21 protein-coding genes, 1 tRNA gene, 1 rRNA gene and 1 riboswitch are annotated in these 22,326 nt (G+C 62.1%); of the genes, 22 read left to right on the forward strand and 1 reads right to left on the reverse strand.

What is annotated here, in order from left to right:
- Positions 1-285: 285 nt before the first annotated feature.
- The 17 genes from rrf (at position 286) to der (ending at position 16,537) form a co-directional block, all read left to right on the forward strand.
- A 5S ribosomal RNA gene (gene rrf, locus I6E52_RS00005) occupies positions 286-404 on the forward strand.
- Positions 405-447: 43 nt separating this feature from the next.
- Positions 448-1,905, forward strand: coding sequence for a primosomal protein (locus I6E52_RS14240; protein WP_231601702.1), 1,458 nt, complete (start codon positions 448-450; stop codon positions 1,903-1,905).
- The gene (locus tag I6E52_RS00015; RefSeq protein ID WP_197156797.1) at positions 1,838-2,893 is read left to right on the forward strand and encodes an HAD-IIA family hydrolase; all 1,056 of its coding nucleotides are present in this window, start codon (positions 1,838-1,840) and stop codon (positions 2,891-2,893) included. The genes I6E52_RS14240 and I6E52_RS00015 overlap by 68 nt, the downstream gene beginning before the upstream one ends.
- A gap of 2 nt (positions 2,894-2,895) precedes the next feature.
- On the forward strand, positions 2,896-3,048 hold the full coding sequence (locus I6E52_RS00020; RefSeq protein ID WP_197125323.1) for a hypothetical protein: 153 nt from the start codon (positions 2,896-2,898) through the stop codon (positions 3,046-3,048).
- Entirely contained in the window at positions 3,041-3,835 is a 795-nt protein-coding gene (locus I6E52_RS00025) for a TlyA family RNA methyltransferase (RefSeq protein WP_197154073.1), read from the forward strand. Before I6E52_RS00020 ends, I6E52_RS00025 begins: the two co-directional genes overlap by 8 nt.
- A 55-nt stretch (positions 3,836-3,890) precedes the next feature.
- Entirely contained in the window at positions 3,891-4,835 is a 945-nt protein-coding gene (locus I6E52_RS00030) for an NAD kinase (protein WP_197125102.1), read from the forward strand.
- Positions 4,832-6,544: a DNA repair protein RecN gene (gene recN / locus I6E52_RS00035; protein ID WP_197154074.1), complete on the forward strand. Its 1,713-nt coding sequence runs from the start codon at positions 4,832-4,834 to the stop codon at positions 6,542-6,544. Before I6E52_RS00030 ends, recN begins: the two co-directional genes overlap by 4 nt.
- 143 nt (positions 6,545-6,687) lie before the next feature.
- Positions 6,688-8,388: a CTP synthase gene (locus I6E52_RS00040; protein WP_197154075.1), complete on the forward strand. Its 1,701-nt coding sequence runs from the start codon at positions 6,688-6,690 to the stop codon at positions 8,386-8,388.
- On the forward strand, positions 8,378-9,010 hold the full coding sequence (locus tag I6E52_RS00045; protein WP_231601704.1) for an NUDIX hydrolase: 633 nt from the start codon (positions 8,378-8,380) through the stop codon (positions 9,008-9,010). The genes I6E52_RS00040 and I6E52_RS00045 overlap by 11 nt, the downstream gene beginning before the upstream one ends.
- A gap of 23 nt (positions 9,011-9,033) precedes the next feature.
- Entirely contained in the window at positions 9,034-9,969 is a 936-nt protein-coding gene (locus tag I6E52_RS00050; RefSeq protein WP_197154076.1) for a site-specific tyrosine recombinase XerD, read from the forward strand.
- Positions 9,970-10,129: 160 nt separating this feature from the next.
- Positions 10,130-11,017, forward strand: coding sequence for a ParA family protein (locus tag I6E52_RS00055; protein WP_197135326.1), 888 nt, complete (start codon positions 10,130-10,132; stop codon positions 11,015-11,017).
- Positions 11,001-11,843 (forward strand): ScpA family protein, encoded by an 843-nt coding sequence (locus tag I6E52_RS00060; protein ID WP_197154077.1) that lies wholly within the window; start codon positions 11,001-11,003, stop codon positions 11,841-11,843. Before I6E52_RS00055 ends, I6E52_RS00060 begins: the two co-directional genes overlap by 17 nt.
- Positions 11,833-12,492: an SMC-Scp complex subunit ScpB gene (locus I6E52_RS00065; RefSeq protein ID WP_231601705.1), complete on the forward strand. Its 660-nt coding sequence runs from the start codon at positions 11,833-11,835 to the stop codon at positions 12,490-12,492. Before I6E52_RS00060 ends, I6E52_RS00065 begins: the two co-directional genes overlap by 11 nt.
- Positions 12,479-13,252: a pseudouridine synthase gene (locus tag I6E52_RS00070; protein ID WP_197125089.1), complete on the forward strand. Its 774-nt coding sequence runs from the start codon at positions 12,479-12,481 to the stop codon at positions 13,250-13,252. The genes I6E52_RS00065 and I6E52_RS00070 overlap by 14 nt, the downstream gene beginning before the upstream one ends.
- Complete coding sequence (locus I6E52_RS00075) at positions 13,249-14,331, forward strand: prephenate dehydrogenase (protein ID WP_197154078.1); 1,083 nt, start codon at positions 13,249-13,251, stop codon at positions 14,329-14,331. The genes I6E52_RS00070 and I6E52_RS00075 overlap by 4 nt, the downstream gene beginning before the upstream one ends.
- Positions 14,328-15,002, forward strand: coding sequence for a (d)CMP kinase (cmk, locus tag I6E52_RS00080; RefSeq protein ID WP_197105409.1), 675 nt, complete (start codon positions 14,328-14,330; stop codon positions 15,000-15,002). The genes I6E52_RS00075 and cmk overlap by 4 nt, the downstream gene beginning before the upstream one ends.
- Before the next feature lie 14 nt (positions 15,003-15,016).
- Positions 15,017-16,537, forward strand: coding sequence for a ribosome biogenesis GTPase Der (der, locus tag I6E52_RS00085; protein WP_197125087.1), 1,521 nt, complete (start codon positions 15,017-15,019; stop codon positions 16,535-16,537).
- Positions 16,538-16,661: 124 nt separating this feature from the next.
- Here the strand turns inward: der and I6E52_RS00090 are convergent, their stop codons facing one another.
- Positions 16,662-18,167 carry a DHA2 family efflux MFS transporter permease subunit gene (locus I6E52_RS00090; protein ID WP_197154080.1) on the reverse strand — a complete coding sequence of 502 codons (1,506 nt, stop codon included), beginning with the start codon at positions 18,165-18,167 and terminating at the stop codon, positions 16,662-16,664.
- 232 nt (positions 18,168-18,399) lie between these two features.
- Positions 18,400-18,491: riboswitch (TPP riboswitch) on the forward strand.
- Between I6E52_RS00090 and thiM the strand changes: the two genes are divergently transcribed.
- From thiM to I6E52_RS00115, 5 genes are all read left to right on the forward strand, one after another.
- Complete coding sequence (gene thiM / locus I6E52_RS00095; RefSeq protein ID WP_197154082.1) at positions 18,483-19,292, forward strand: hydroxyethylthiazole kinase; 810 nt, start codon at positions 18,483-18,485, stop codon at positions 19,290-19,292. It overlaps the preceding riboswitch by 9 nt.
- Before the next feature lie 38 nt (positions 19,293-19,330).
- Positions 19,331-19,984 (forward strand): thiamine phosphate synthase, encoded by a 654-nt coding sequence (thiE, locus tag I6E52_RS00100; RefSeq protein ID WP_307842286.1) that lies wholly within the window; start codon positions 19,331-19,333, stop codon positions 19,982-19,984.
- A complete protein-coding gene (locus I6E52_RS00105; protein ID WP_197154086.1) occupies positions 19,981-21,468 on the forward strand; it encodes a bifunctional hydroxymethylpyrimidine kinase/phosphomethylpyrimidine kinase in 1,488 nt (495 codons plus the stop codon). Before thiE ends, I6E52_RS00105 begins: the two co-directional genes overlap by 4 nt.
- Positions 21,469-21,545: 77 nt before the next feature.
- Positions 21,546-21,619, forward strand: a tRNA-Pro gene (locus tag I6E52_RS00110).
- 97 nt (positions 21,620-21,716) lie between these two features.
- Positions 21,717-22,325: a hypothetical protein gene (locus tag I6E52_RS00115; protein ID WP_197154088.1), complete on the forward strand. Its 609-nt coding sequence runs from the start codon at positions 21,717-21,719 to the stop codon at positions 22,323-22,325.
- The last annotated feature ends 1 nt before the right edge of the window (position 22,326 follow it).

Genomic DNA, 22,326 nt, shown 5'->3' on the forward strand with positions numbered 1-22,326 from the left:
GAGAGACTCGCAGCTAGACTACTGCGTTGATAGGCTGGATGTGGAAGCAGGGACTAAAGACCTGTGGAGCTGACCAGTACTAATAAGTCGATAAATTGATAACACCCCACCTCACTGGGCAACCCTCGGGTTGTCGAATGGTGACTGAGAAGAATTCTCGCGTCCACTTTGTGGTTCCCGATTTACGGTCGGGAACTGCGCCCAGCTAACACAGCTAGGCACATGTCCTTCGGGGCAGTGTCAGAGCATGTTTCTGGCCCAGACTGATACATAAATCAATAGTGTTTCGGCGGCCATAGCGAGAGGGAAACGCCCGGTTACATTCCGAACCCGGAAGCTAAGACTCTCTGCGCCGATGGTACTGCAAGGGGGACCTNCACTGTGTTTGATAGACACAGCTGGTGGCTATTTTGCGTTAAGTCCCCACCCCAAAATCAGGAGCAACGAATGAGCGATTCCTCAGAAAATGACGGCCGGCACGACAGCCGACCCCACGGAAACCGCTCTGGCGCGCCCCGATCTGGTGGACGTCCCACTGGTGGGCGTCCAGGTGAGGGACGACCAAGCGATGGAAGGCCACGCCGCGACAACGCCGCAGGTGGACCAGCCCGCGGTAAGCCGGCATCCGGCTCGGACCGTCCGTGGCGCAACAAACCCGAAGGCGATGACCGCCGTCCACGCCGCGATGGCGATAGTGCCGGTGCTGACCGTCGTCCGCGACGCGACGCTGATGGCAGCGATCGTGCGCCGCGTCGAGATTCCTCCGCTGGCGACGACCGTCGCCCCCGCCGTGATGCCGCTGGAGACCGTGATGGTCGCCCGCAGCGCTCCGGTGACCGCGACTCACGACCTCCTCGTTCAGGCGACCGCGATAGTCGCCCCCCACGCTCCGGCGATCGTCCCGATAGGGGAGAGCGGCCGGCACGCCCGTTCCGTTCCGATGGCTCAGGGCGCCCCGAGCGCGGCGGCCGTCCGGACCGTGGATCCGATCGCCGCGGTGGCCCCGACGAGAAACGGCTGTGGACCAAGGGCGGTGCGCCAGCGCGCGGAGACCGCGACGCTAGCGAACGTGAGCCTGAAGAGGATCGCGATCCTTTCGGCATCCGCTCGGTTCGTGCGTACCACCAGGCTCCCGAGATTCCGGAGGGCGTAACGCCCAAAATGCTTGACCGGGTTGCCTCAAACGAGTTGAAGACTCTCAGCAAGGAGAATGCAGAAGGCGTTGCCCTGCACTTGGTGATGGTGTCGCGCCTCATCGAGGAAGATCCTGAACTTGCCCACCAGCACGCCATTTCGGCTGCTCGTCGTGCAGGCCGCATTGGAGTCGTTCGCGAAACTCTCGCCATTACGGCGTATGCGACCGCTGACTACGCTTTGGCGTTGCGCGAATTGCGCACCTACCGTCGTATCACTGGTCGTGACGATCAGCTGCCCATGATGGTCGACAGCGAACGTGGACTCGAGCGCCCTGAGCGGGCCCTCGAACTCGGGCGTTCAGTGAAGCGCAGCACGCTGTCTTCAGCCGTTCAAGTTGAGTTGGCTATTGCGATGTCTGGCGCGCGCCTCGACCTCGGTCACGCGGAAGAAGCGCTCGTGGAGTTGCAGATTCCGCAGCTCGACCCCGACAAGGCGTTCTCGTACAGCCCGGCGTTGTTCGGTGCCTACGGAACCGTGCTCGAAGAGCTCGGTCGCGACGATGAGGCGGCCATCTGGTTCTCTCGCGCCGATGTTGCAGAAGCAGCACTCGGCGATGACGAAGACGACATGATCGAAGTCGTTGAAGAAGAGCTTGAATTCGACGCGTCAGATGACGGTGTAGTAGAAATTGAGGATGCCGATGGGCCTCTGGAAGTCGCTGACGAAGCGGACAGAAACGACGACGAGCCGGGCGAGCGTGTCAGCTAAGACACCCCTCACGGGCGTCGCACTCGTGCTCGCGGACCTCGATGGAGTGATCTATCGCGGACCGGATGCGATTCCGTATGCCGTCGAGAGCATGAACGCGATTGATGGCCCTCAAGTTGCTTACATTACGAACAATGCGTCGCGCACCGATGCATCCGTTGCTGAGCACTTGAGCGAACTCGGGCTGACGGTGGAACCGCGTGACGTGGTGACCTCGCCGCAAGCGGCCATGGGGTTGTTGCGCGATATCGTTCCTGCCGGTTCGACCATCATGGTTGTTGGCGGCGACGGCCTGACGAACGAGCTTGAAAAGTCAGGTTTCGTGGTCACCCGCTCGGCTGATGATTCGCCAGCGGCCGTCGTGCAGGGCTTCGCTCCGCACGTGGGCTGGAAGGATCTCGCAGAAGCCTCGTTCGCGCTCAAGGGCGGAGACTCCGGAATCCCTTGGATCGCCACTAACACTGACTGGACCATTCCCCAGGCTCGCGGCACAGCTCCCGGCAACGGCACTCTCGTGTCAGCTGTACATTCCGCCGTTGGGCGTTTGCCGATCGTCGCTGGCAAGCCAGAAGTGGCCATCTTCGAGGAGGCCTTTGCTCGTTACGAGTCACGCGAAGCGTTGATGATTGGCGACCGCCTCGACACTGACATTCTCGGGGCTAACCGGGCCGGCATCCCGTCGCTTCTCGTTCTGACAGGCATTGACCAAGCAAAGCAAGTGCTGGCGTGTATCCCGGATGAGCGACCGACGATGATCGTTGATGATCTGCGTGGGCTGCATGAGCCCTATCCGGAAACGGAAGTTACCCAAGAAGGCGCCGCCGTCGTGACGACGGTGGGAACGGCGACAGTGCGCCTCGAAGGGCAGCGACTGACCGTGACTGCGGCCGGAACATCCATCGACCGATTGCGCGCTGGCGCCGCAGCAATTTGGAGCTCGGGGAGCGCCATTTACGCCCTCGAAGTGCCAGCGGAGCTATATTCATGAGCATGAGCGATGAATCACCCGTCGACGGACTGATGTCACGATTGAGCCTGATCGAAGACCAGCCGCTCGAAACTCGTGCCGCTGCCTTCACCCAGATTCACGACGAACTGCAGCAGCAGCTCGAGGGCAAGGACGCGTTTTCGCGCAATGGCTAACGTGCGGCTCGACGCAGCTCTCGCTGCTCGCGGTCTGGCGCGTTCTCGCACCCACGCCGCCAAACTGATTGCCGACGGTCTCGTCACGGTGTCAGGAATCGCGATTCCGAAAGCATCGACTCCGGTGAATGACGACCACGTCATCGAGGTCGCTGAGACCGACCATTACGTAAGTCGGGCCGCCCACAAACTTGTGGCGGGTCTCGACGCCTTCGGCATCGACGCGACTGACAAGCTCGCGCTCGATGTTGGCGCGTCGACCGGCGGCTTCACCCAAGTCTTGCTCGAACGAGGTGCTCGTGAAGTTATCGCGCTCGACGTCGGCCACGGGCAACTCGTCGACCTGATCCGGTCGGATACCCGAGTGCGCGTGATCGAGCGAGAGAATGCCCGCTATCTCACCGCTGAATCTCTGGCGGAGTTGAGCGGGACATCCGAGACTCCCACTCTTGTGGTCTCTGATCTGTCGTTCATTTCGCTTCGCACCGTGCTGCCTGCTTTTTACGCGGCGGTGGGGGAGAGCGCTGACTACGTGCTGCTGGTAAAGCCACAGTTCGAGGTTGGTCGCACGAACATTCGCGAAGGAATCGTGCACGGCGCGGCCCTGCGCGACGAAGCTATCACGGGCGTGTTGTGGGCAGCGTGGGATCTAGGACTCGGCACGGCCGGTGTCATCTCCTCACCAATAGCCGGTAACGCAGGAAACCGTGAGTATCTTGTCTGGTTGAGCGCACGGTCAGGCAGCAATCCGACAGAATGGTTAACGCAGGTTTCTGCGATCGCCTAGAGCCATCCGCTTGGTGGCGTCGAATCACACAATCACTACGAATGAGAGGGGCACGGTGCAGTCCGAGAACTCTCATGCTTCTAATCGCCACATCCTAGTTATCGCTCACACCGGCCGCGCGGAGTCCCTTACTGCCGCCATCTCGGTGTGCCGTCAACTCATCAGCGCGGGAATCGTTCCGGTGTTGGCTCCCGATAGCTACGAAACGATTTTGCAGGCTGAACCTGATCTCGCGCCAGTCTCGCGACTCGGCAACGAGGTTGAAACCGGAGAGCTCGAGCTGGTGATCGTCCTGGGTGGCGATGGAACCATTCTCCGCGCCGCGGAACTCACGCGAGGCTGCAGCGCGCCACTACTGGGCGTCAACTTGGGTCACGTCGGTTTCTTGGCCGAAAGCGAACGCGAAGAACTCACATCCACTGTCGAACGCGCGCTTGCCCGCGACTACCTCGTCGAAGAGCGCATGACGCTGTCGGTGCGGGTGAAGGTTGATTCCGAGGTCGTCTACGAAACTTGGGCGTTGAACGAAGCGACCGTCGAAAAGGCGAGTCGCGAGCGCATGCTTGAAGTGGTCATCGAAGTCGACGGCCGACCGCTGTCATCCTTCGGTTGCGACGGCGTTGTCATGTCCACGCCGACCGGATCCACCGCCTATGCGTTCTCCGCCGGTGGCCCGGTGGTCTGGCCGAGCCTCGACGCTCTCTTGCTCGTTCCGCTGAGCGCTCACGCGCTGTTTGCGCGCCCCATCGTTGTCGGGCCAGACTCGGCCCTCGCCGTTGAGGTACTCGATCGCAATATGGGTATTGGTGTGTTGTGGTGCGACGGCCGACGCGCTTTCGATCTTCCGCGCGGTGCCCGTGTGATCGTGCGACGTTCACCGGTGCCGGTGCGACTAGCCAGACTGTCGCAAGGACCGTTCACCGATCGCCTTGTCAAGAAATTCAATTTGCCGGTCAACGGATGGCGTGGGCCAGCATCGGAGGGGGGAACCGACTCGTGATCGAAGAGATCTCCATTCGCGACCTCGGCGTTATTGCTTCAGCACGACTTCCGCTGAGCCCCGGGTTTACCGCGCTCACGGGCGAGACGGGCGCCGGAAAGACGATGGTCGTTACCGCCCTGGGGCTGCTGCTCGGCGAGCGGGCCGATGCCGCTGCGATCCGTGCCGATAGCGATCAAGCCTCCGTGGAGGGACGTTGGGTCATTGACCCCATGTCTGCGGTCGCTGAGCGCGTGCGCGACGCCGGCGGCGACCTCGACGACGGAGAGCTTCTTCTGGTGCGCACTGTTGCGCGTGAAGGGCGCAGTCGTGCTGTGGTTGGCGGTCGCAGTGCTCCGGTCGGTGTGCTCACCGAGCTAGGCGACCAGCTCGTGGTTGTGCACGGCCAGTCTGAACAGATCCGCCTCAAGTCATCGACGGCCCAACGCAACGCGCTCGATCGCTATGCGGGAGCCGAACTTGCGACCGTGCTCGGGCAGTATCAAACTGTGTTCCGTCGCTGGCAAGCGGCCCAGGGTGAGCTCGATGTACTCGTTGCGGAAAGCGATCTTCGCAGTCGCGAGGCCGACGAACTCCGCGTCGCGATCGATGAGATTGAAGCCGCTGACGTACGCCGTGGCGAAGACGTCGAACTGACAGAACGAGCCGATCGTCTGGCGAACCTCGAAGGCCTGAGACTTGCCGCTGAGGGCGCCCACGCGGTGCTGTCGGCGGATGCCGTGGAGGAAGGCTCCGATGTGGTGGCCTTGCTCGCCAGCGCCCAGCGAGGGCTTGAGCGGGTCGCCGAGCATGACGCGCAACTTGCCGCAATCGCTGAGGCGTTAGCGGCAGCATCCATCACGCTGGGAGAAATTTCCACTGATCTTTCTGGCTACCTCGCCGGGCTGGATTCCGATGGCAGCCGCGAACTCGAACAGGTCGAAGAACGTCGCGGCCAGCTTGCCGCTCTCGTGCGCAAGCATGGCGTGAGCCTCGACGATGTCGTCGATGTGCTCGACACCGGCAGCCAACGCTTGCTGGAACTCGATAACGACTCCACGCGCATTGATGAGCTACGGGCTCAAGTCGAAGCAGATCAGTCAGAACTGATCGAGCTCGCAGCTAAGGTCAGCGACGTGCGGTCTCGCAGTGCTGCGAGACTTGCTGCCGCTGTCACCGACGAGCTCACCCACCTCGCTATGGCCAACGCTGAAATCGTTGTCACGGTCGAAGACCGCAGCGACTATTCGTTGAGTGGCAAAGACGAAGTCGCGATCCTGTTGCAGCCGCACCCCGGCGCTCCGCCGCGTCCGCTTGGCAAGGGTGCCTCTGGAGGAGAGCTCTCGCGGGTGATGCTCGCGATCGAAGTCGTCATTGCGGGCAACGACCCGGTTCCGACCTTTATTTTTGATGAAGTGGATGCCGGTGTCGGCGGTGCCGCTGCGATCGAAATCGGCAAGCGGCTTGCTCTTCTGAGCCGCACCGCCCAAGTGATTGTTGTCACGCACCTGGCGCAAGTGGCCGCGTTTGCCGACAACCACCTCAGCGTCATCAAGGGCGACGACGGATCGGTCACGGCCTCCAGTGTTCACAAGTTGGAGGGGGAGGCGCGCATCGCAGAAATGGCGCGACTGCTCTCGGGATTGCCCGACTCCGAGTCTGGCCTTGCTCACGCCCGCGAACTGATTCAGACCGCGCACGACCTCGAAAACGCTGCTCTCGGGCGCTGACGTTCGGACACACGTTCGGACACAGTTTCGCGCACACTTTCAGCCTCACTTCCGGCCTCGCTGCCGGCCTTAGCTGTTAAGCCGATAACGAAACACCGCTGCGCGGCGACAAAACTGCTCAACGAGGCATAGGATGGAACCCCGTGGTGGACAATAAAAACGCGGTCGTAACAAAGCACATCTTCGTCACCGGAGGAGTCGTCTCTTCTCTCGGTAAAGGCCTCACGGCGGCGAGTCTCGGAAACCTGCTGACAGCACGCGGGCTCCGGGTCGTCATGCAGAAGCTGGATCCCTATCTGAACGTGGATCCCGGCACCATGAACCCCTTCCAGCATGGTGAAGTTTTTGTCACCGATGACGGTGCCGAAACTGACCTCGACATCGGGCACTACGAGCGTTTTCTCGACATCAAGCTCAATCAGGCAGCCAATGTCACTACCGGACAGATCTACTCCGAAGTGATTGCCAAAGAGCGTCGCGGCGAATACCTCGGCGACACCGTGCAGGTCATCCCGCACATCACCGACGAAATCAAGCGCCGCATGCGACTTCAAGCCGCCGGCCCCTTCGACGGCGAGAACCCCCAGCCCGATGTCATCATCACCGAAATCGGTGGAACCGTTGGCGACATCGAGAGCCTGCCGTTCATCGAGTCGGCTCGCCAGGTTCGCCACGAACTCGGCCGCAAGAACGTCTTCTTCGTTCACGTCTCGCTCGTGCCGTTCATGGCTGCCTCGGGCGAACAGAAAACCAAGCCCACCCAGCACTCCGTTGCTGCACTGCGCTCGATCGGCATCCAGCCCGATGCTCTCGTGCTGCGAAGCGACCGCCCCGTCTCCGAGTCCAACAAGCGCAAGATCGCGCTCATGTGTGACGTTGAAGAGGACGCCGTCGTCAACGCTACCGACGCTTCCAGCATCTACGACATCCCCGAAATGCTGCACAGCCAGGGCCTCGACGCCTACATCATCAACCAGCTCGGGCTCGAAGCGAAGTCAGTGAACTGGGATGGCTGGAGCGAACTGCTCGAAGCCGTGCACAACCCCAAAAACGAGGTCTCGATCGGCCTCGTGGGCAAGTACATCGACCTGCCCGATGCGTACCTCTCGGTCACCGAGGCACTGCGCGCCGGTGGGTTCGCCAACAGCGCCAAGGTAAACATCCGTTGGGTTCCCTCTGACGAGTGCGAAACTCCCGAAGGTGCGGCCAAACAGCTTTCCGATCTCGACGGAATCATCGTTCCCGGTGGGTTCGGTGTTCGCGGTATCGAAGGCAAGCTCGGCGCGCTGAAGTTCGTTCGTGAGAACGGCATCCCCGCCCTCGGCATTTGCCTTGGCCTGCAGTGCATGGTCATCGAATACGCTCGCGATATGGCGGGCCTCGAGGGTGCATCCTCAACGGAATTCGATGCCGACAGCAAGTATCCGGTCATCGCAACAATGGCCGAGCAAGTCGACATCATTGCGGGCGGAGACATGGGCGGCACGATGCGTCTCGGTCTCTACAACGCCAACCTCGAGCCCGGCTCCATCGTTGAAGAAATCTACGGAGCGCCGACGGCCGCCGAGCGTCACCGTCACCGCTACGAAGTCAACAACGAATACCGCCAGCAGATCGCGGATGCCGGACTCAAGTTCTCCGGAATCTCGCCCGACCGCACCCTCGTCGAATTCGTCGAGTTGCCGCGCGAAGTTCACCCCTACTACGTGGGAACGCAGGCTCACCCCGAGCTGCTCTCGCGCCCCAATCGTGCTCACCCGCTGTTCCGCGGACTGGTCGCTGCTGCAATTGAGCGCCAAAAGTCCAGCCGCCTCTTTGAGGTGACTGAGCAGGATGATGCATAACGAACTCAGCGACGACCGCGTCGCACCGGAGCTGCTGAGCACCGAAACGGTGTTCGCTGGCCACGTGTGGAACGTCGACCGCGAGCGATTTCAGCTCGACGGCTCTGCGATCACCCGCGAATTTGTGAACCACACCGGCGCCGTTGCGGTGCTGGCGATGGATGAGCGCGACCGAGTGCTCCTGATCAAGCAGTACCGGCATCCGGTGCGGTTGCGTGATTGGGAGCTACCGGCTGGCTTGCTCGATGTCGTGAATGAGTCGCCGCTGTTGGCGGCTCAGCGCGAATTGGCCGAAGAAACTGACCTGCAAGCCGAGTCGTGGCATGTGCTCAGCGAAATGCTGACTTCGCCCGGCGGAAGCAACGAAGCCGTGCGCATTTACTTGGCCCGTGGCGTGAGCGCGACCGGGGAAGTATTTGACCGCTATGCGGAAGAAGCCGGTATTGAGCTGCGCTGGGTTCCGCTGGAGGATGCCGTTGAGGCGGTTCTCGAGCGGCGCGTGCAGAACTCGATCCTGTGCATCGGACTCTTGGCGGCGCAGCTCGGACGCGACCGTGGCTGGAATACGCTCGGCGAACCCGACGCACCGTGGCCACGGCATCCGCGAAACTACGCTGAATAGCCTCTCGCGGTAGGTTGAGCGACATGACCGAGCCGGCGCGTCCCGTTGCGAAGAGCGCGATTGCGATCGCCGCAGAGCGCTATCTGCGGCACCTGGCAATTGAGCGCGGTCTTTCGGCGAATACTCTCGCCGCGTATCGCCGCGATCTTGACGGCTACTTGTCATTTCTTGGCACGTGCGGTCTCAGCACACCCGCCGCAGTGACAGCGGATGACGTGACCGCATTTGCGCACAGCTTGCGAGTGAATGCCGAGCGTCCGCTCGCGGCCTCCTCGGTCGCGCGGATGCTCTCGACAGTGCGCGGGCTGCACACGTTTTTCGTCGACGAATCGCTCGCGGTGGAGGACGTCGCGCATACCGTCGCGATTCCGAAGCAAGCGATGCGATTGCCGAAGGCGATCACGATCGACCAGATGGCTGCCGTTCTGGCATCTTTCCCGGGCGATGAGGTCATTTCGCTTCGCAACACTGCGCTGCTTGAGCTCCTCTATGCCACCGGTGCCCGCGTTTCTGAGGTGACGGCACTCAACGTCGACGACATGATCGACGGCGACATTGTGCGCCTGCTCGGCAAGGGCAACAAACAACGCATCGTTCCCGTCGGCAGTTTTGCGCAGTCGGCTATCGAGAAGTACCTCGTGCGCGCTCGTCCCGTGCTCTCGGCGAAAGGCGCGGCGACCCCGGCACTGTTTCTAGGGGCGCGTGGGGCTCGGCTGTCTCGTCAAAACGTGTGGCTGATCATCCAAGCCGCTGCCGAGCGTGCAGAACTCGGGATCGATATCTCGCCGCACACCTTTCGGCACTCCTTTGCGACGCACCTTCTTTCGGGCGGTGCCGACGTTCGCGTGGTGCAGGAACTGCTGGGACACTCATCGGTGGCGACGACCCAGATTTACACCTTGGTCACCGCGGACACGCTGCGCGATATGTACACGACGGCGCATCCGCGCGCTCGCTAAGGCGCAGTGGGGGAGCACTGGAGTGCTGCTGCTCGCTGATCTAGGGGCCTGCTGACCCGCGTGTCGCGCTGCCAAACCTTCAACCTTTGGTAGAGGCGACCCTGCCGTGTCCGCGCGTGGGAGCGCAGGCTGCGAGGTAAGCGCGACGTAAACTTTTGTCATGACGACACAGCGCGAGAACGATTCGACGCTGGCGGGGTTGGATGTTCAGGCAATGGGCCCAACCGGCCGGCCGCTTACGGTTTTTCCAGAACCCCCACCCCTCACGGGCCACGGCCCGGCACGCATCATTTCGCTGTGCAACCAAAAGGGTGGCGTCGGCAAAACGACCACCACGATCAACCTCGGTGCATCGTTTGCTGAATATGGCCGCCGCGTGTTGGCCATCGACTTCGACCCGCAGGGTGCGCTCTCGGCGGGCCTTGGCGTTCCCACGCACGATGTGCCCACGATCTACGACCTGCTGCTCGGCACGATCAAGAACCCGGCAGAAGCGATTGTGCACACCAACGTTCCCGGCCTTGACGTCATCCCAGCCAACATCGACCTCTCGGCCGCTGAAGTGCACCTCGTCAACGAGGTCGCTCGCGAAACTATTCTGGCGCGCGTACTGCGCAAGGTCAGCGACCAGTACGACGTGATCCTCATCGACTGCCAGCCCTCGCTCGGCCTGCTCACTGTGAACGCGTTGACGGCGGCCCACGGCGTGCTCATTCCGCTCGAGTGCGAATTCTTCGCACTGCGCGGTGTTGCCCTGCTCGTGGAGACAATCGAGAAGGTTCAGGATCGCCTGAACCCCGCGATCAAACTCGACGGCATCCTCGCGACAATGTTTGACGCGCGCACGCTGCACTCGCGTGAAGTACTCGAACGCGTTGTTGAGAACTTTGGAGACGACGTTCTCGAGACCGTTATCGGTCGGACCGTGAAGTTCCCGGATGCCAGCGTGGCCGGTGCCCCGATCACCACCTTCGCCCCCGACCACTCTGCGGCGCACTCCTACCGCCAGGTGGCGCGAGAGCTGATCGCCCGTGGCGCCGTCGCCTAGCGACGTGGACGAGACCGAGGCATCCGCACCAGGATTCTCGGTCTCTCTCAGCAACTTCAACGGGCCATTCGACCTGCTGCTGTCGCTCATTACCAAGCATGAGCTCGATATCACCGAGGTGTCGCTGTCGCGCATCACGGATGAGTTCATTGCCTACTTGCGCGACTTCGAGTCCGCAAATGGATCAGATGACATCGACGAACTCGATCAGGCCAGCGAATTTTTAGTCGTTGCTGCCACGCTGCTCGACCTCAAGGTAGCCGGGCTCCTTCCGCAGGGTGAGCTCGTGGATGCCGAAGATGTCGCGCTGCTCGAAGCACGCGACCTGCTCTTTGCGCGTCTGCTGCAATACCGCGCGTTCAAACAGGCCAGCGATTGGTTTGGGTCGCACTTCGAGGCGGAAGCGACGCGCACCGTGCGATCGGTGCGCTTGGAAGAGAAATACCGCACTCAAACTCCCGAACTCGTGTGGACGCTCAGCCTCGACGATTTCGCTGCACTCGCGACCCTCGCGTTCACACCGCGAGAGATTCCGAGCGTAGGGCTCGACCATTTGCACGCACCGCTCATCAGCATCCGCGAACAAGCTGCGCATGTAGTCGCGCTGTTGCGGGCAGGGGAGCCGAAGACGTTCCGCCAATTGATCGCCGGCGCCGAGTTGAAGGGCGTTGTTGTGGCGCGCTTCTTGGCTGTGCTTGAGCTGTATCGCGGCGGCAATGTCGCCTTTGAACAGATCGAACCCTTAGGCGAACTGACCGTGCGCTGGACCGCAGAACACTGGTCAGACGATAGCCTCGCTAATCTGGGAGCAGATTATGGAAACTGATACCGAGCAAATCGCGACCGCGCAAGCTGAAATCGCGCAAGCCGACACCGAGCAGCCGCAGACCGAGCCGACCGCAGAAGAACTCGCGGCCGGCCCCGTTGTCGACCTCGCCCGCGGGCTTGAGGCGATCTTCATGGTTGCCGACCAGCCGCAGAGCCTCGTGAGCCTCGCAACGGCCCTGAACGCACCCGTGGCGGCGATCCGTAAGACGATCACTGCGCTGTGCGCCGATTTCGACGGTGAAGGCGAAGGCCCGCGACGCGGTTTTGAACTCCGCGAAGTCGGTGGCGGTTGGCGAATTTATGTGCGCGAAGACTACGACTCTGCCGTGCGCGACTTCGTTTATACGCAAAACCCATCGCGGTTGAGCCAGGCCGCGCTGGAGACGCTTGCGGTGATTGCGTACAAGCAACCGATCAGTCGGGGAGCCATTGCTGCCGTGCGTGCGGTGAATGTTGACTCAGTAGTGCGTACGCTACTGAGTCGAGGACTTATTACGGAAGCGTTTACCGACAACGAGACGGGCGCCATCCACTACGAAACAACGGAGCTCATGCTCGTGCAGTTGGGGATCAACTCCATTGCCGAGCTGCCTCCCATCTCGCCACTTTTATCTGATGGTACGGACGGTTTTGATGAACAACGCTAATGGCTCAGGCCCCAGCAATCCCGAGGGCGAACGCCTTCAAAAAGTAATGGCCGCCGCCGGTGTGGCATCGCGTCGTGTTTCGGAAGACCTGATCTACCAAGGCCGCGTCGCGGTCAATGGCAAGGTTGTTGAAGAAGCTGGCCGTCGCGTGAAGCCGACGGACCGCGTCACGGTGGATGGAAGCGCGATTCAGCTCGACACCACCAAGCGCTATGTCATGCTCAACAAGCCCGTCGGCGTGGTGAGCTCGATGTCCGACGAAAGCGGTCGCCCCGACCTGCTGCAGTACACCGGCAACTACGACGAACGACTCTTCAACGTCGGCCGTCTCGACGTGCAGACCTCTGGTTTGCTCGTGCTCACTAACGATGGCGAACTCGCCCACGTGCTTGCCCACCCGTCCTTCGGCGTGATGAAGACCTACATCGCCAAGGTCGAAGGCACCGTGACCGCTCAAACAATCTCGCAGCTCATGAAGGGCATCGAGCTGGAGGACGGCCCGATTGCCGTCGACAAGGCGCGATCGCTCGGCCGAGCATCCAACGACCAAACAATGGTGGAGCTCACCCTGCACTCGGGCCGCAACCGCATTGTGCGCCGGATGATGGAAGAAGTTGGCCACCCGGTGATCGAACTCGTTCGTCGCCAGTTTGGCCCGCTGAACCTCGGAAGCCTTGGGCTGGGAAAGACTCGCAACCTCACGAAGGTGGAGTTGGGTGCAGTACTGACGATTGCCCGCGAGGCCGAGGAACAGTCGTGAACCTAGGCCGCATCACCGGGCAAGTACGCATCGTGGGTGCGGGGTTGCTCGGTGCCAGCATTGGTCACGGACTGCGGGCCAAGGGCGTCGATGTGATTTTGCACGATGCGTCGCGCTCGAACGCAACTCTCGCGATCGACTATGGCGCTGGCCGTGCGCCGCACGCTGACGATAAGCCGACGCTTGTGATTGTGGCGGTTCCGCCGGATGTCACGGCCGAGGTTGTCGCTCGCGAACTCATCGCCTGGCCGCGTGCCACGGTGACGGATGTCGCGAGCGTGAAGGTGGGCGTGCTCGAGGAACTCATTGCGCTGGGTGCCGATCTTGATCGCTACGTTGGCTCGCATCCTCTCGCCGGACGCGAACGCGGCGGCGCCATTGCGGCCCGCGCGGACCTGTTCATCGGTCGACCGTGGGTCATCGGCAGGGGAGAACCCTTCCGTCGTCGCGCGGTCGAAGATGTTGTCATCGAGCTGGGTGCTATTCCCGTCGCGATGTCAGCCTCCGATCACGACAACGCGGTGGCCCTGATTTCGCACGTTCCCCAGGTGGTGGCGAGTTTGCTCGCGCACCGGTTGGAGGGAGCATCCGACGCTGCTGTGGCTCTTGCTGGCCAAGGATTGCGCGACACGACCCGCGTTGCCTCGAGTGCCCCTGAGCTGTGGGTGCAGATTTTGGGTGCTAACTCGGGCCCCGTTGCGGAGATTTTGCGCGAGATGCAGACCGAACTCGGTGTGGCGATTGAGGCGCTCGAGACTCCGGATGCTCCGGGCGCCCGCCGTGCTCTCGCCGAAGTTCTGGCCGGCGGCAACGCGGGAGTCGCGCGTATTCCCGGCAAGCACGGAACGAGCAAGCACTTCAGTCAACTCGTCGTCATGGTCGATGACAAGCCAGGTGAGCTCGCCCGACTGCTCACCGAAATCGGCGAGGCCGACGTGAACATGGAAGACTTGCGCCTTGAGCATTCACCGGGTGCCCAATTCGGTTTGGCCGAAATCTCGGTGCTGCCCGAAAAGGAAGCCGTATTGATAAGCGAGCTCGAAGCTCGTGGTTGGAAGATTGCAGAGACTTTCGCGTGAATAAGAACCCGTCGTTTGTTGTGGTGGCCGTTGATGGCCCGGCCGGCAGTGGAAAGTCGAGTGTGTCGAAAGCGACCGCTCGCGAACTCGGCTTCGACTACCTCGACACCGGAGCTGCCTACCGCGGTTTTGCGTTGCACTGCCTCGAGCGTGGCGTCGACACCCTGGGGCCCGGCGACGTCATCGAGACGCTCCCACGTTTCGAGTACTCCATCGGGATTGACCCTGACAACTACTTTGTGAAGGTCGACTCGGAGATCGTGACCGACGACATCCGCGAACCCCGCATCACGGGCGTTGTCTCGAACATCGCGCGCGTGCCCGAAGTGCGGCAGTACATGGTCGATCTGTTCCGCAGCATCATCGCGGGGAGCGAAAAACCCGGAATTGTGGTCGAAGGACGCGACATCACAACCGTGGTTGCACCGGACGCTCAGGCTCGAATTCTGCTCACAGCCAGTGAAGAAGCTAGGATGGGAAGACGTGCGGCCGAACTCTCCGGAGAATCGAGCACGACAACCGCGCAACAACTCAGTTATCGAGATGCGCAGGACTCCAAAGTCGTGGACTTCATGAACGCCGCCGATGGAGTCATCACCATTGATTCCACCAATCTTGACTTCGATCAAACCGTGACGGCCGTCGCGAGTTTTGTTCGCTCCAGCATGTAAACAAAGGACTACCCATGGCCGATCATTCGCCCGCCGAAGACGACTTTCCCGAACTGAACCCAGATCTGGTTGAGCGTCTTTCGGGAATGAACGAAGAAGAGGCTGCTCAGCGCACGTCTGCGCTCCGCGCCGGCCTGAGCGACTACGACCTCGAAGACGACGACCTCGCGGTCCTCGACTCCGCATCCGATGACCCGGATGCCATCTACTACCTGCCTGCCCTGCCGGTTCTCGCGATCGTTGGTCGCCCGAACGTCGGCAAGTCAGCTCTCGTGAACCGCATCATCGGTCGTCGTGAAGCTGTTGTGGAGGACACCCCCGGTGTTACCCGCGACCGCGTCAACTACAAGGCCGAGTGGAACAACCGTCACTTCACCATCGTCGACACCGGCGGCTGGGAGCCCGACGCTAAGGGCATCGACGCCTCTGTTGCTGCTCAGGCTGAGATCGCAATCGACCTCGCCGACGCTGTGCTCTTTGTGGTGGATGCCACGGTTGGCCCCACCTCCACCGACGAGCACGTCGTGCGCATGCTTCGCGCCACCAAGAAGCCCGTGATTTTGGTCGCCAACAAGGTTGACGACATCCACCAGGAATCGGATGCCGCAGCCCTCTGGAGCCTCGGCCTCGGTCAGCCGTGGCCGTCCTCCGCCGTTCACGGCCGTGGTGTTGCTGACCTGCTCGACCACGTGCTCACGGTTCTGCCGGAAATTTCGACGGTCGCCAAGGAAGAAGTGGGTGGCCCGCGCCGCGTTGCTATCCTCGGTCGCCCGAACGTTGGCAAGTCGAGCTTGCTCAATAAGACTGCTGGCGAAGAGCGCGTTGTTGTCAACGACCTCGCCGGCACGACTCGCGACCCGGTTGACGAGCAGATTGAGCTCGGCGGCAAGTTCTGGCGCTTCGTTGACACGGCCGGCATCCGTCGTCGTGTTGCTTTGGCGCAAGGCGCTGACTTCTATGCAACGCTGCGCACCAGCGCTGCACTGGAAAAGGCTGAAGTTGCCGTTGTCATCTTCGATGTCAGCCAGCCGCTCAGCGTTCAAGACCTCAAGATTGTTGACCTCGTGCTCGAATCGGGCCGTGCGCTCGTTCTGGCCTTCAACAAGTGGGACCTTCTCGACGACGAACGTCGCGACCTGCTGGAGCGAGAAATCGACAAGGACCTCGCGCACGTCGCTTGGGCTCCTCGCGTGAACATCTCGGCTAAGACCGGTCGTCACATGGAGAAGCTGGTTCCGGCTCTCGAGCTGGCGTTGGCGTCGTGGGATACCCGCATTCCGACCGGTAAGTTCAACGCGCTACTGGCCGAACTTACGCAGGAGCACCCTCACCCGCTTCGTGGTGGCAAGCAGCCGCGCATCCTCTTTGGTACGCAGGCATCGAGCCGCCCGCCAACGTTCGTGCTCTTCACGACCGGATTCTTGGACCCGCAGTACCGTCGATTCATTACGCGTCGACTGCGCGAGATCTTCGGCTTCGATGGCAGCCCCATCCAGGTCAACATGCGGGTGCGTGAGAAGCGCAAGCGCAAGTAGGTTCGGTTTAACGACTAAACGGCGAGTCATTCTCTTAGGAGGGTGACTCGCCGTTTGGCGTGGTGCGTTTGCCGAATGGCGCGGTGTGAACGGATGCCGGTGGGCGCCCGTTCACACTCCAGCGTTAGTGAGCGACCGGTGCGGCGTCGGCGTCAACGTCGGCATCGTTGCGCTTCACGAAGAACGTGGCGACGACCGCGAAGAGTGAGATGACGCCACCGGCCATAAACGCGAGGCGCACGCCCCCGGCGAGAGCTTCGGTGTCGGGTGCTCCTTCGGCAGCAAGAGCCACGGACTGCACCGTGAGCAGCGCGATGAACAGCGCCGTACCCGCGGCGCCAGCGAGTTGCTGCACGGTGCCGATGGTGGCGCTGCCGTGCGAGTACAGGTGCGGCTTGAGGGTTCCGAGTGCTGAGGTGAACAGCGGAGTGAACATGAAGGCCAGACCGATGCTCATGGGCACGTGGATGGCAACAACCATCAGGGCTGAACTGTTCTCGGAGAGCATCGTGAAGCTCCACAGTGACGCGCTCACGACGATTGCGCCGGGGATCATGAGGGGGCGCGGTCCGACCTTGTCGTAGAGACGACCCACAATCGGCCCGAGAAGGCCCATGATGAGGCTGCCGGGCAGCACGAGGAGTCCGCTCTGGATGGGTTCGAGGCCGAGGACATCCTGCGTGAACATGGGCAGCAGGATGATGGTGCCGAAGAGGGCCGCCATCATGACCATCATGAGGCCGATCGAAATCGCGAAGCCGGATGCTGCGAAGGTGCGGAGGTCGAGTAGTGCGCTGTCTGTCTTCTGCAGCTTCAGCTGGCGCAGGATGAACAGCGCGAGGCTGACGGCTCCCGCAATGATCGGGATGGCGGGGGCGACGAGTACTTCACCGCTGGCCGATTCACCCAGGCTCGAGAGGCCGTAGATCAGGCCGGCGAAGGCGACGGCCGAGAGGATGACCGAGAGCACGTCAATCGAGACCTTGCGGGGCTCGGTGACGTTGCGCACTTTGGTGATGCCGAGCATGAGCGCAGTGACCGAGATGGGGATCATGACGATGAACACCCAGCGCCAGTCGAAGACCGCGAGGACAAGGCCAGCGACGGTCGGGCCAACGGCCGGAGCCATCGACATGACGATTGAGACATTACCCATCGTCTTACCGCGGGTAGCCGGGGGTACGAGAGTCATGACGGTGGTCATGAGCAGCGGCAGCATAATCGCGGTACCGGAGGCTTGGATGACGCGTCCCAGGATGAGGATGAAGAACGTCGGCGCAATAGCTCCCAATAGAGTGCCGGCAGTGAAGAGGGACATCGCGGCGATGAAGATGCTGCGGGTCGTGAAGCGTTGGATGAGGAATCCGGTAATTGGAATCACTACCGCCATCGTGAGCATGAAGGACGTTGACAACCACTGAGCGGTGCTCGGCTCAATGTTGAGGTCTTCCATGATGCGGGGGATAGCTACGACGAGGGATGTTTCGTTGAGGAAGACTACGAATGTTGCCGCGAGCATGAGCGCAATGACGAGACGGTTGCGGCCGCTGTTGTCGACCTCGCCCGCTGACAGGCTCGCCCCGGGGGGAGCGAGGGGAATGCTGCCGGTAATCGGCGCGGTGCTAGTCATGAAAATCCTGTCGTGTGTGAAGCGGTAGGACGAAGCAGCAGCCGGGATAACTATGGGCGCACAAATCAGTCGTCGTCTTTATTGTTGCTCAGTGCAACGACATCCGACAGCAAAATAATCCCAATTGGTCTGCGCCCGCGGTAAACAGTGCTGAATGGGGCAGAAGTGGGCCACTTGGTGGGCGCAGTACCACCGCCCGAGCATCCGTGTGACCCGCTATCGTGGAGGCACAACTTGTGACACGGGGTGCCCTGCGGGGCTGAGAACACACCCGTCGAACCTGATCTAGTTAGAACTAGCGAAGGGATGTCGTGCATGTCGCGTACGCCACCAAACTTTTTGACCGCCACTCAAGATGCGCTCGAGGCGGTGAGATCGACGTCGCCTCTCGTGCAGTGCATCACCAATAGCGTGGTGGTGGGCTTCACTGCCAATGCGTTGCTTGCTGTGGGAGCTGCGCCGGCCATGGTGGATATTCCGGAAGAAGCCGGCATGTTCGCCGGGGTGGCATCCGGGGTATTGATCAACCTCGGTACCTGTCGCGAAGAGCAGCGCGCTGCGGCGCTCGAAGCGGCACCGGCCGCCAATGCTGCCGGAACGCCCTGGGTGCTCGACCCGGTCGCCATAGGGGCTCTGCCGGTGCGCACACCACTCGCGTATCGCCTGCGTGACCTCGGGCCCTCCATCGTGCGGGGCAACGCCTCAGAGATTCTGGCGCTCGCCGAATTGGGTACGGGAGGTCGAGGCGTCGACAGCACGAGCAGTGTGGATGCCGCGCTCACCGCCTCCCAGATGCTTGCGCGGGTGACCGGCGGCGCTGTCGCGGTATCGGGAGCGACGGACGTGGTGACCGATGGCGTGAGTGTCGTGAGGCTCACGAACGGGCATCCGGTGCTGACCAAGGTGACGGGCGGTGGTTGTGCTCTCGGCGCGATCATGGCGGCGTTTGCAGCAGTGACTCCGGATGCGCTGACCGCGGCTGTTGCGGCGACGAGCGTGTACACGGTCGCGGCCGATCTCGCGGCGGAGCGTTCGACACTGCCGGGAAGCTTTGCGGTCGCCCTGTTGGATGCCCTGAGCGAAGTCACCGTCGACGATATTGCAGGGCGGGCGGTCATCGCATGAGCGGCTTCCGAGAGAGTTTCGACCTTTCCACTTACTTAGTGACGGATTCGGCTCAAGCGAAAGCTGCCGGGCACGACCTCGTAGACCTCGTGTACGAGGCTGTGGCCGGGGGAGTGACGATCGTGCAGCTGCGCGAGAAGGACATGCCCGCGCGGGAGTTCCTCGATCTTGTGCTGCGCGTATCCACGGCGGTTGCCCGCAAGGTGCCCGTGCTCGTCAATGACCGCGTCGATGTCTATCTCGCTGCGCGCGAGATGGGTGCTCGGGTTGCTGGGGTGCATGTGGGGCAGGGCGACCTGCCCGTAGCGTCGGTGCGCGCGCTCGTTGGCGCTGAGGCGATTGTGGGTCTGAGCGCGTCGACCGACGACCAACTGTACGAAGCCAGTGTGAGGTCGGCGGGTGTCGACTATGTCGGCATCGGGGCCCTGCACCCCACAACGACAAAGAAGGATGCTCCGGATGCTCTCGGGCACGATCGCATGGCCGACCTCATAGCGGCGAGTAAGCGACCGACCGTGGCAATCGGTGGGGTGGGAGTGAATGACCTCGCGCTGCTGCGTGCCGGTGGCGCTGATGGTGCGGCCGTGGTGTCTGCGATCTGTGGTGCTGCTGATCCGCGAGAGGCGGCTCGGGCGCTCGCCGCAGCGTGGGCTGGCGTAGTAGCTGCTGACGAAGAGGGAGAAGACGCATGAGCGGGGTGCCTCGCGTTCTGAGTATTGCTGGCAGCGATCCTTCGGGTGGTGCGGGTATCCAGGCCGACCTGAAGTCGATCGCAGCCAATGGTGGCTACGGGATGGCGGCGATCACCGCCCTGACCGCTCAGAACACGCAGGGGGTGCGCGGAGTGCACGTGCCGCCTGCTTCGTTCTTGCGGGAGCAACTGGATGCGGTGAGCGACGATGTGGCAATCAATGCCGTGAAGATTGGCATGCTCGGCACCGTCGAGGTCGTCGGTGTCGTGCGGGCGTGGCTTGAGGCTGTGCGGCCTCCGTTGGTCGTGCTCGACCCGGTGATGGTCGCTACGAGTGGAGACCGACTGCTGGATGCCGAAGCCGAGCAAGCGCTGCGCGACCTGGTGCGGCTGTGTGACCTTGTTACGCCCAATATCCCCGAGCTCGCGATCATCGCCGCAGAACCCGCCGCTGAGTCGTGGCCTGAGGTGCTGGAGCAGGCGGCGCGAGTCTCTGCCTCCTACGGGGTGCGCGTACTGGCCAAGGGCGGGCACTTGAGCGGAGCCGAGGCTCCGGATGCGCTGGTGGATGCTCGTTCCGGGAACGCTGGCGTCGTGACTGAGTTTGACGGCATCCGTATAGAGACCAGCAACACCCACGGAACGGGCTGTTCGCTATCGAGTGCGCTCGCGACCCGGATTGCGGCCGGCGGTGAGTGGGCTGCCGCTGTGGGGGAGTCGAAGCGGTGGTTGAGCGAGAGCATCCGTGCCGGTGCGTCGTTGCAGGTGGGCGGCGGGCGTGGTCCGATTAGTCACTTTGCCGGGCTCTGGGAGCGTGGAGGCGTAGAGCCGGCGCTGACTGCCGCTGAGGTGCGCGAGCAGTGGTGGGCGCAGATCGCCTCGGTGCGGGCTGAGATCGACGGAGGTGACTTCGTGCGGGCACTGGGGGACGGTTCTCTCGACCGGGGCGACTTCGTCTGGTACCTGGCTCAGGATGCGCTCTACCTGCGCGATTATGCGCGGGCGCTCGCCGAAGCTGCCCGGCTGGCACCCACGGCGGCGGAGCAAGCGTTCTGGGCATCAAGTGCCGAGGGGTGCATCGTGACGGAGCTGCAGCTGCACGAGTCGTGGTCGGTGGCCGGTGAGTTGTTCGCGGCTTCGCCCAGTGCGATAACGACGGAGTACCTGAATCATCTGCTGGCGACGGCAGCCCGCGGTGACTACGCGGTCCTTGCCGCAGCCCTGTTGCCGTGCTTCTGGGTTTACCACGACGTCGGGTCGCGACTGCACCCACTGGCGCACGCTGAGCATCCCTACGCCGACTGGCTGACCACGTATGCCGATGACGCATTCACGGATGCCACAGAGCAGGCCATCACGATAGTGACGGCGCTCGCCGCAGACGCGACCCCTCCGGTTCGGGATGCAATGCTCACCGCTTTCGTGGCCTCCACGGAGCATGAACGCGAGTTCTTCGCCGCCGCGCACGGGGTTAGCTCGAGTTGATTTTGCGGTCGTCCCGCATTTGACCCCCAATGTGAACACGAGCCCTCAAATTCCGCGTTAGGATAGTGGAGTTGTCGCGGGCTGTAGCGCAGCTTGGTAGCGCACCTGACTGGGGGTCAGGGGGTCGCAGGTTCAAATCCTGTCAGCCCGACAATATGGAAAAAGGATCGCCCTTCGGGACGGTCCTTTTTTCGCATTCACAAGGTGAAGAGGTGAGTTCTTCTCCACATCACCGCTACGATTCCCTCATGTCAACTAACACGCCCGAGTGGTTCGGTTCAGCAGCGCGCAACACCGCGTATCAGCCGATCGTGCAAGTGTTCTTCATGCTCGTGTATTTGATCTGGTGGATCTTCGCTGCTCCCGTTGTCGGGACGCTCATTTTCGTCGTGGGGGTCGCCTATGCCGCGGTCGTCGTGTTTCTCTCAGTCCGCAACATCCGGCACGCCGCCAACTTTCCCAATGTGCCCACCTCTGAAGGTGCGCTTATCGGAAAGCGCATGGGAATCCTTTCGGGAATCTCTTATGGCACGCTGTGGATCGTAGCGATCGTGCTCGCGTTGCTCGGTGAGTGGCGTCTAGTGTTTCCCGCTGTGGCGCTCATCATCGGAGCCCATTTCTTCCCGTTAGCGTTCATCTTCCGACGTCGCATCGATTTTCTTCTCGCGCCAATCGCGGTCGTGTTCGCAGTGATCGGGTTTCTGGTTGCTGCGCGCCCAGAGATTTCGTGGGGCTTTGTATATGCGATCTCCGGAATCGGCGGCGCGGTCGCCACGGCGGCATACGCCGTGTACTTGCTCTTCACTTACCGCAACCTCTGTCGCGAAGCAGGCGTCACGCGAGAGAAACTAAGTTGAA

Source organism: Salinibacterium sp. NG253 (assembly GCF_015864945.1).
Taxonomy (GTDB): Bacteria; Actinomycetota; Actinomycetes; order Actinomycetales; family Microbacteriaceae; genus Rhodoglobus.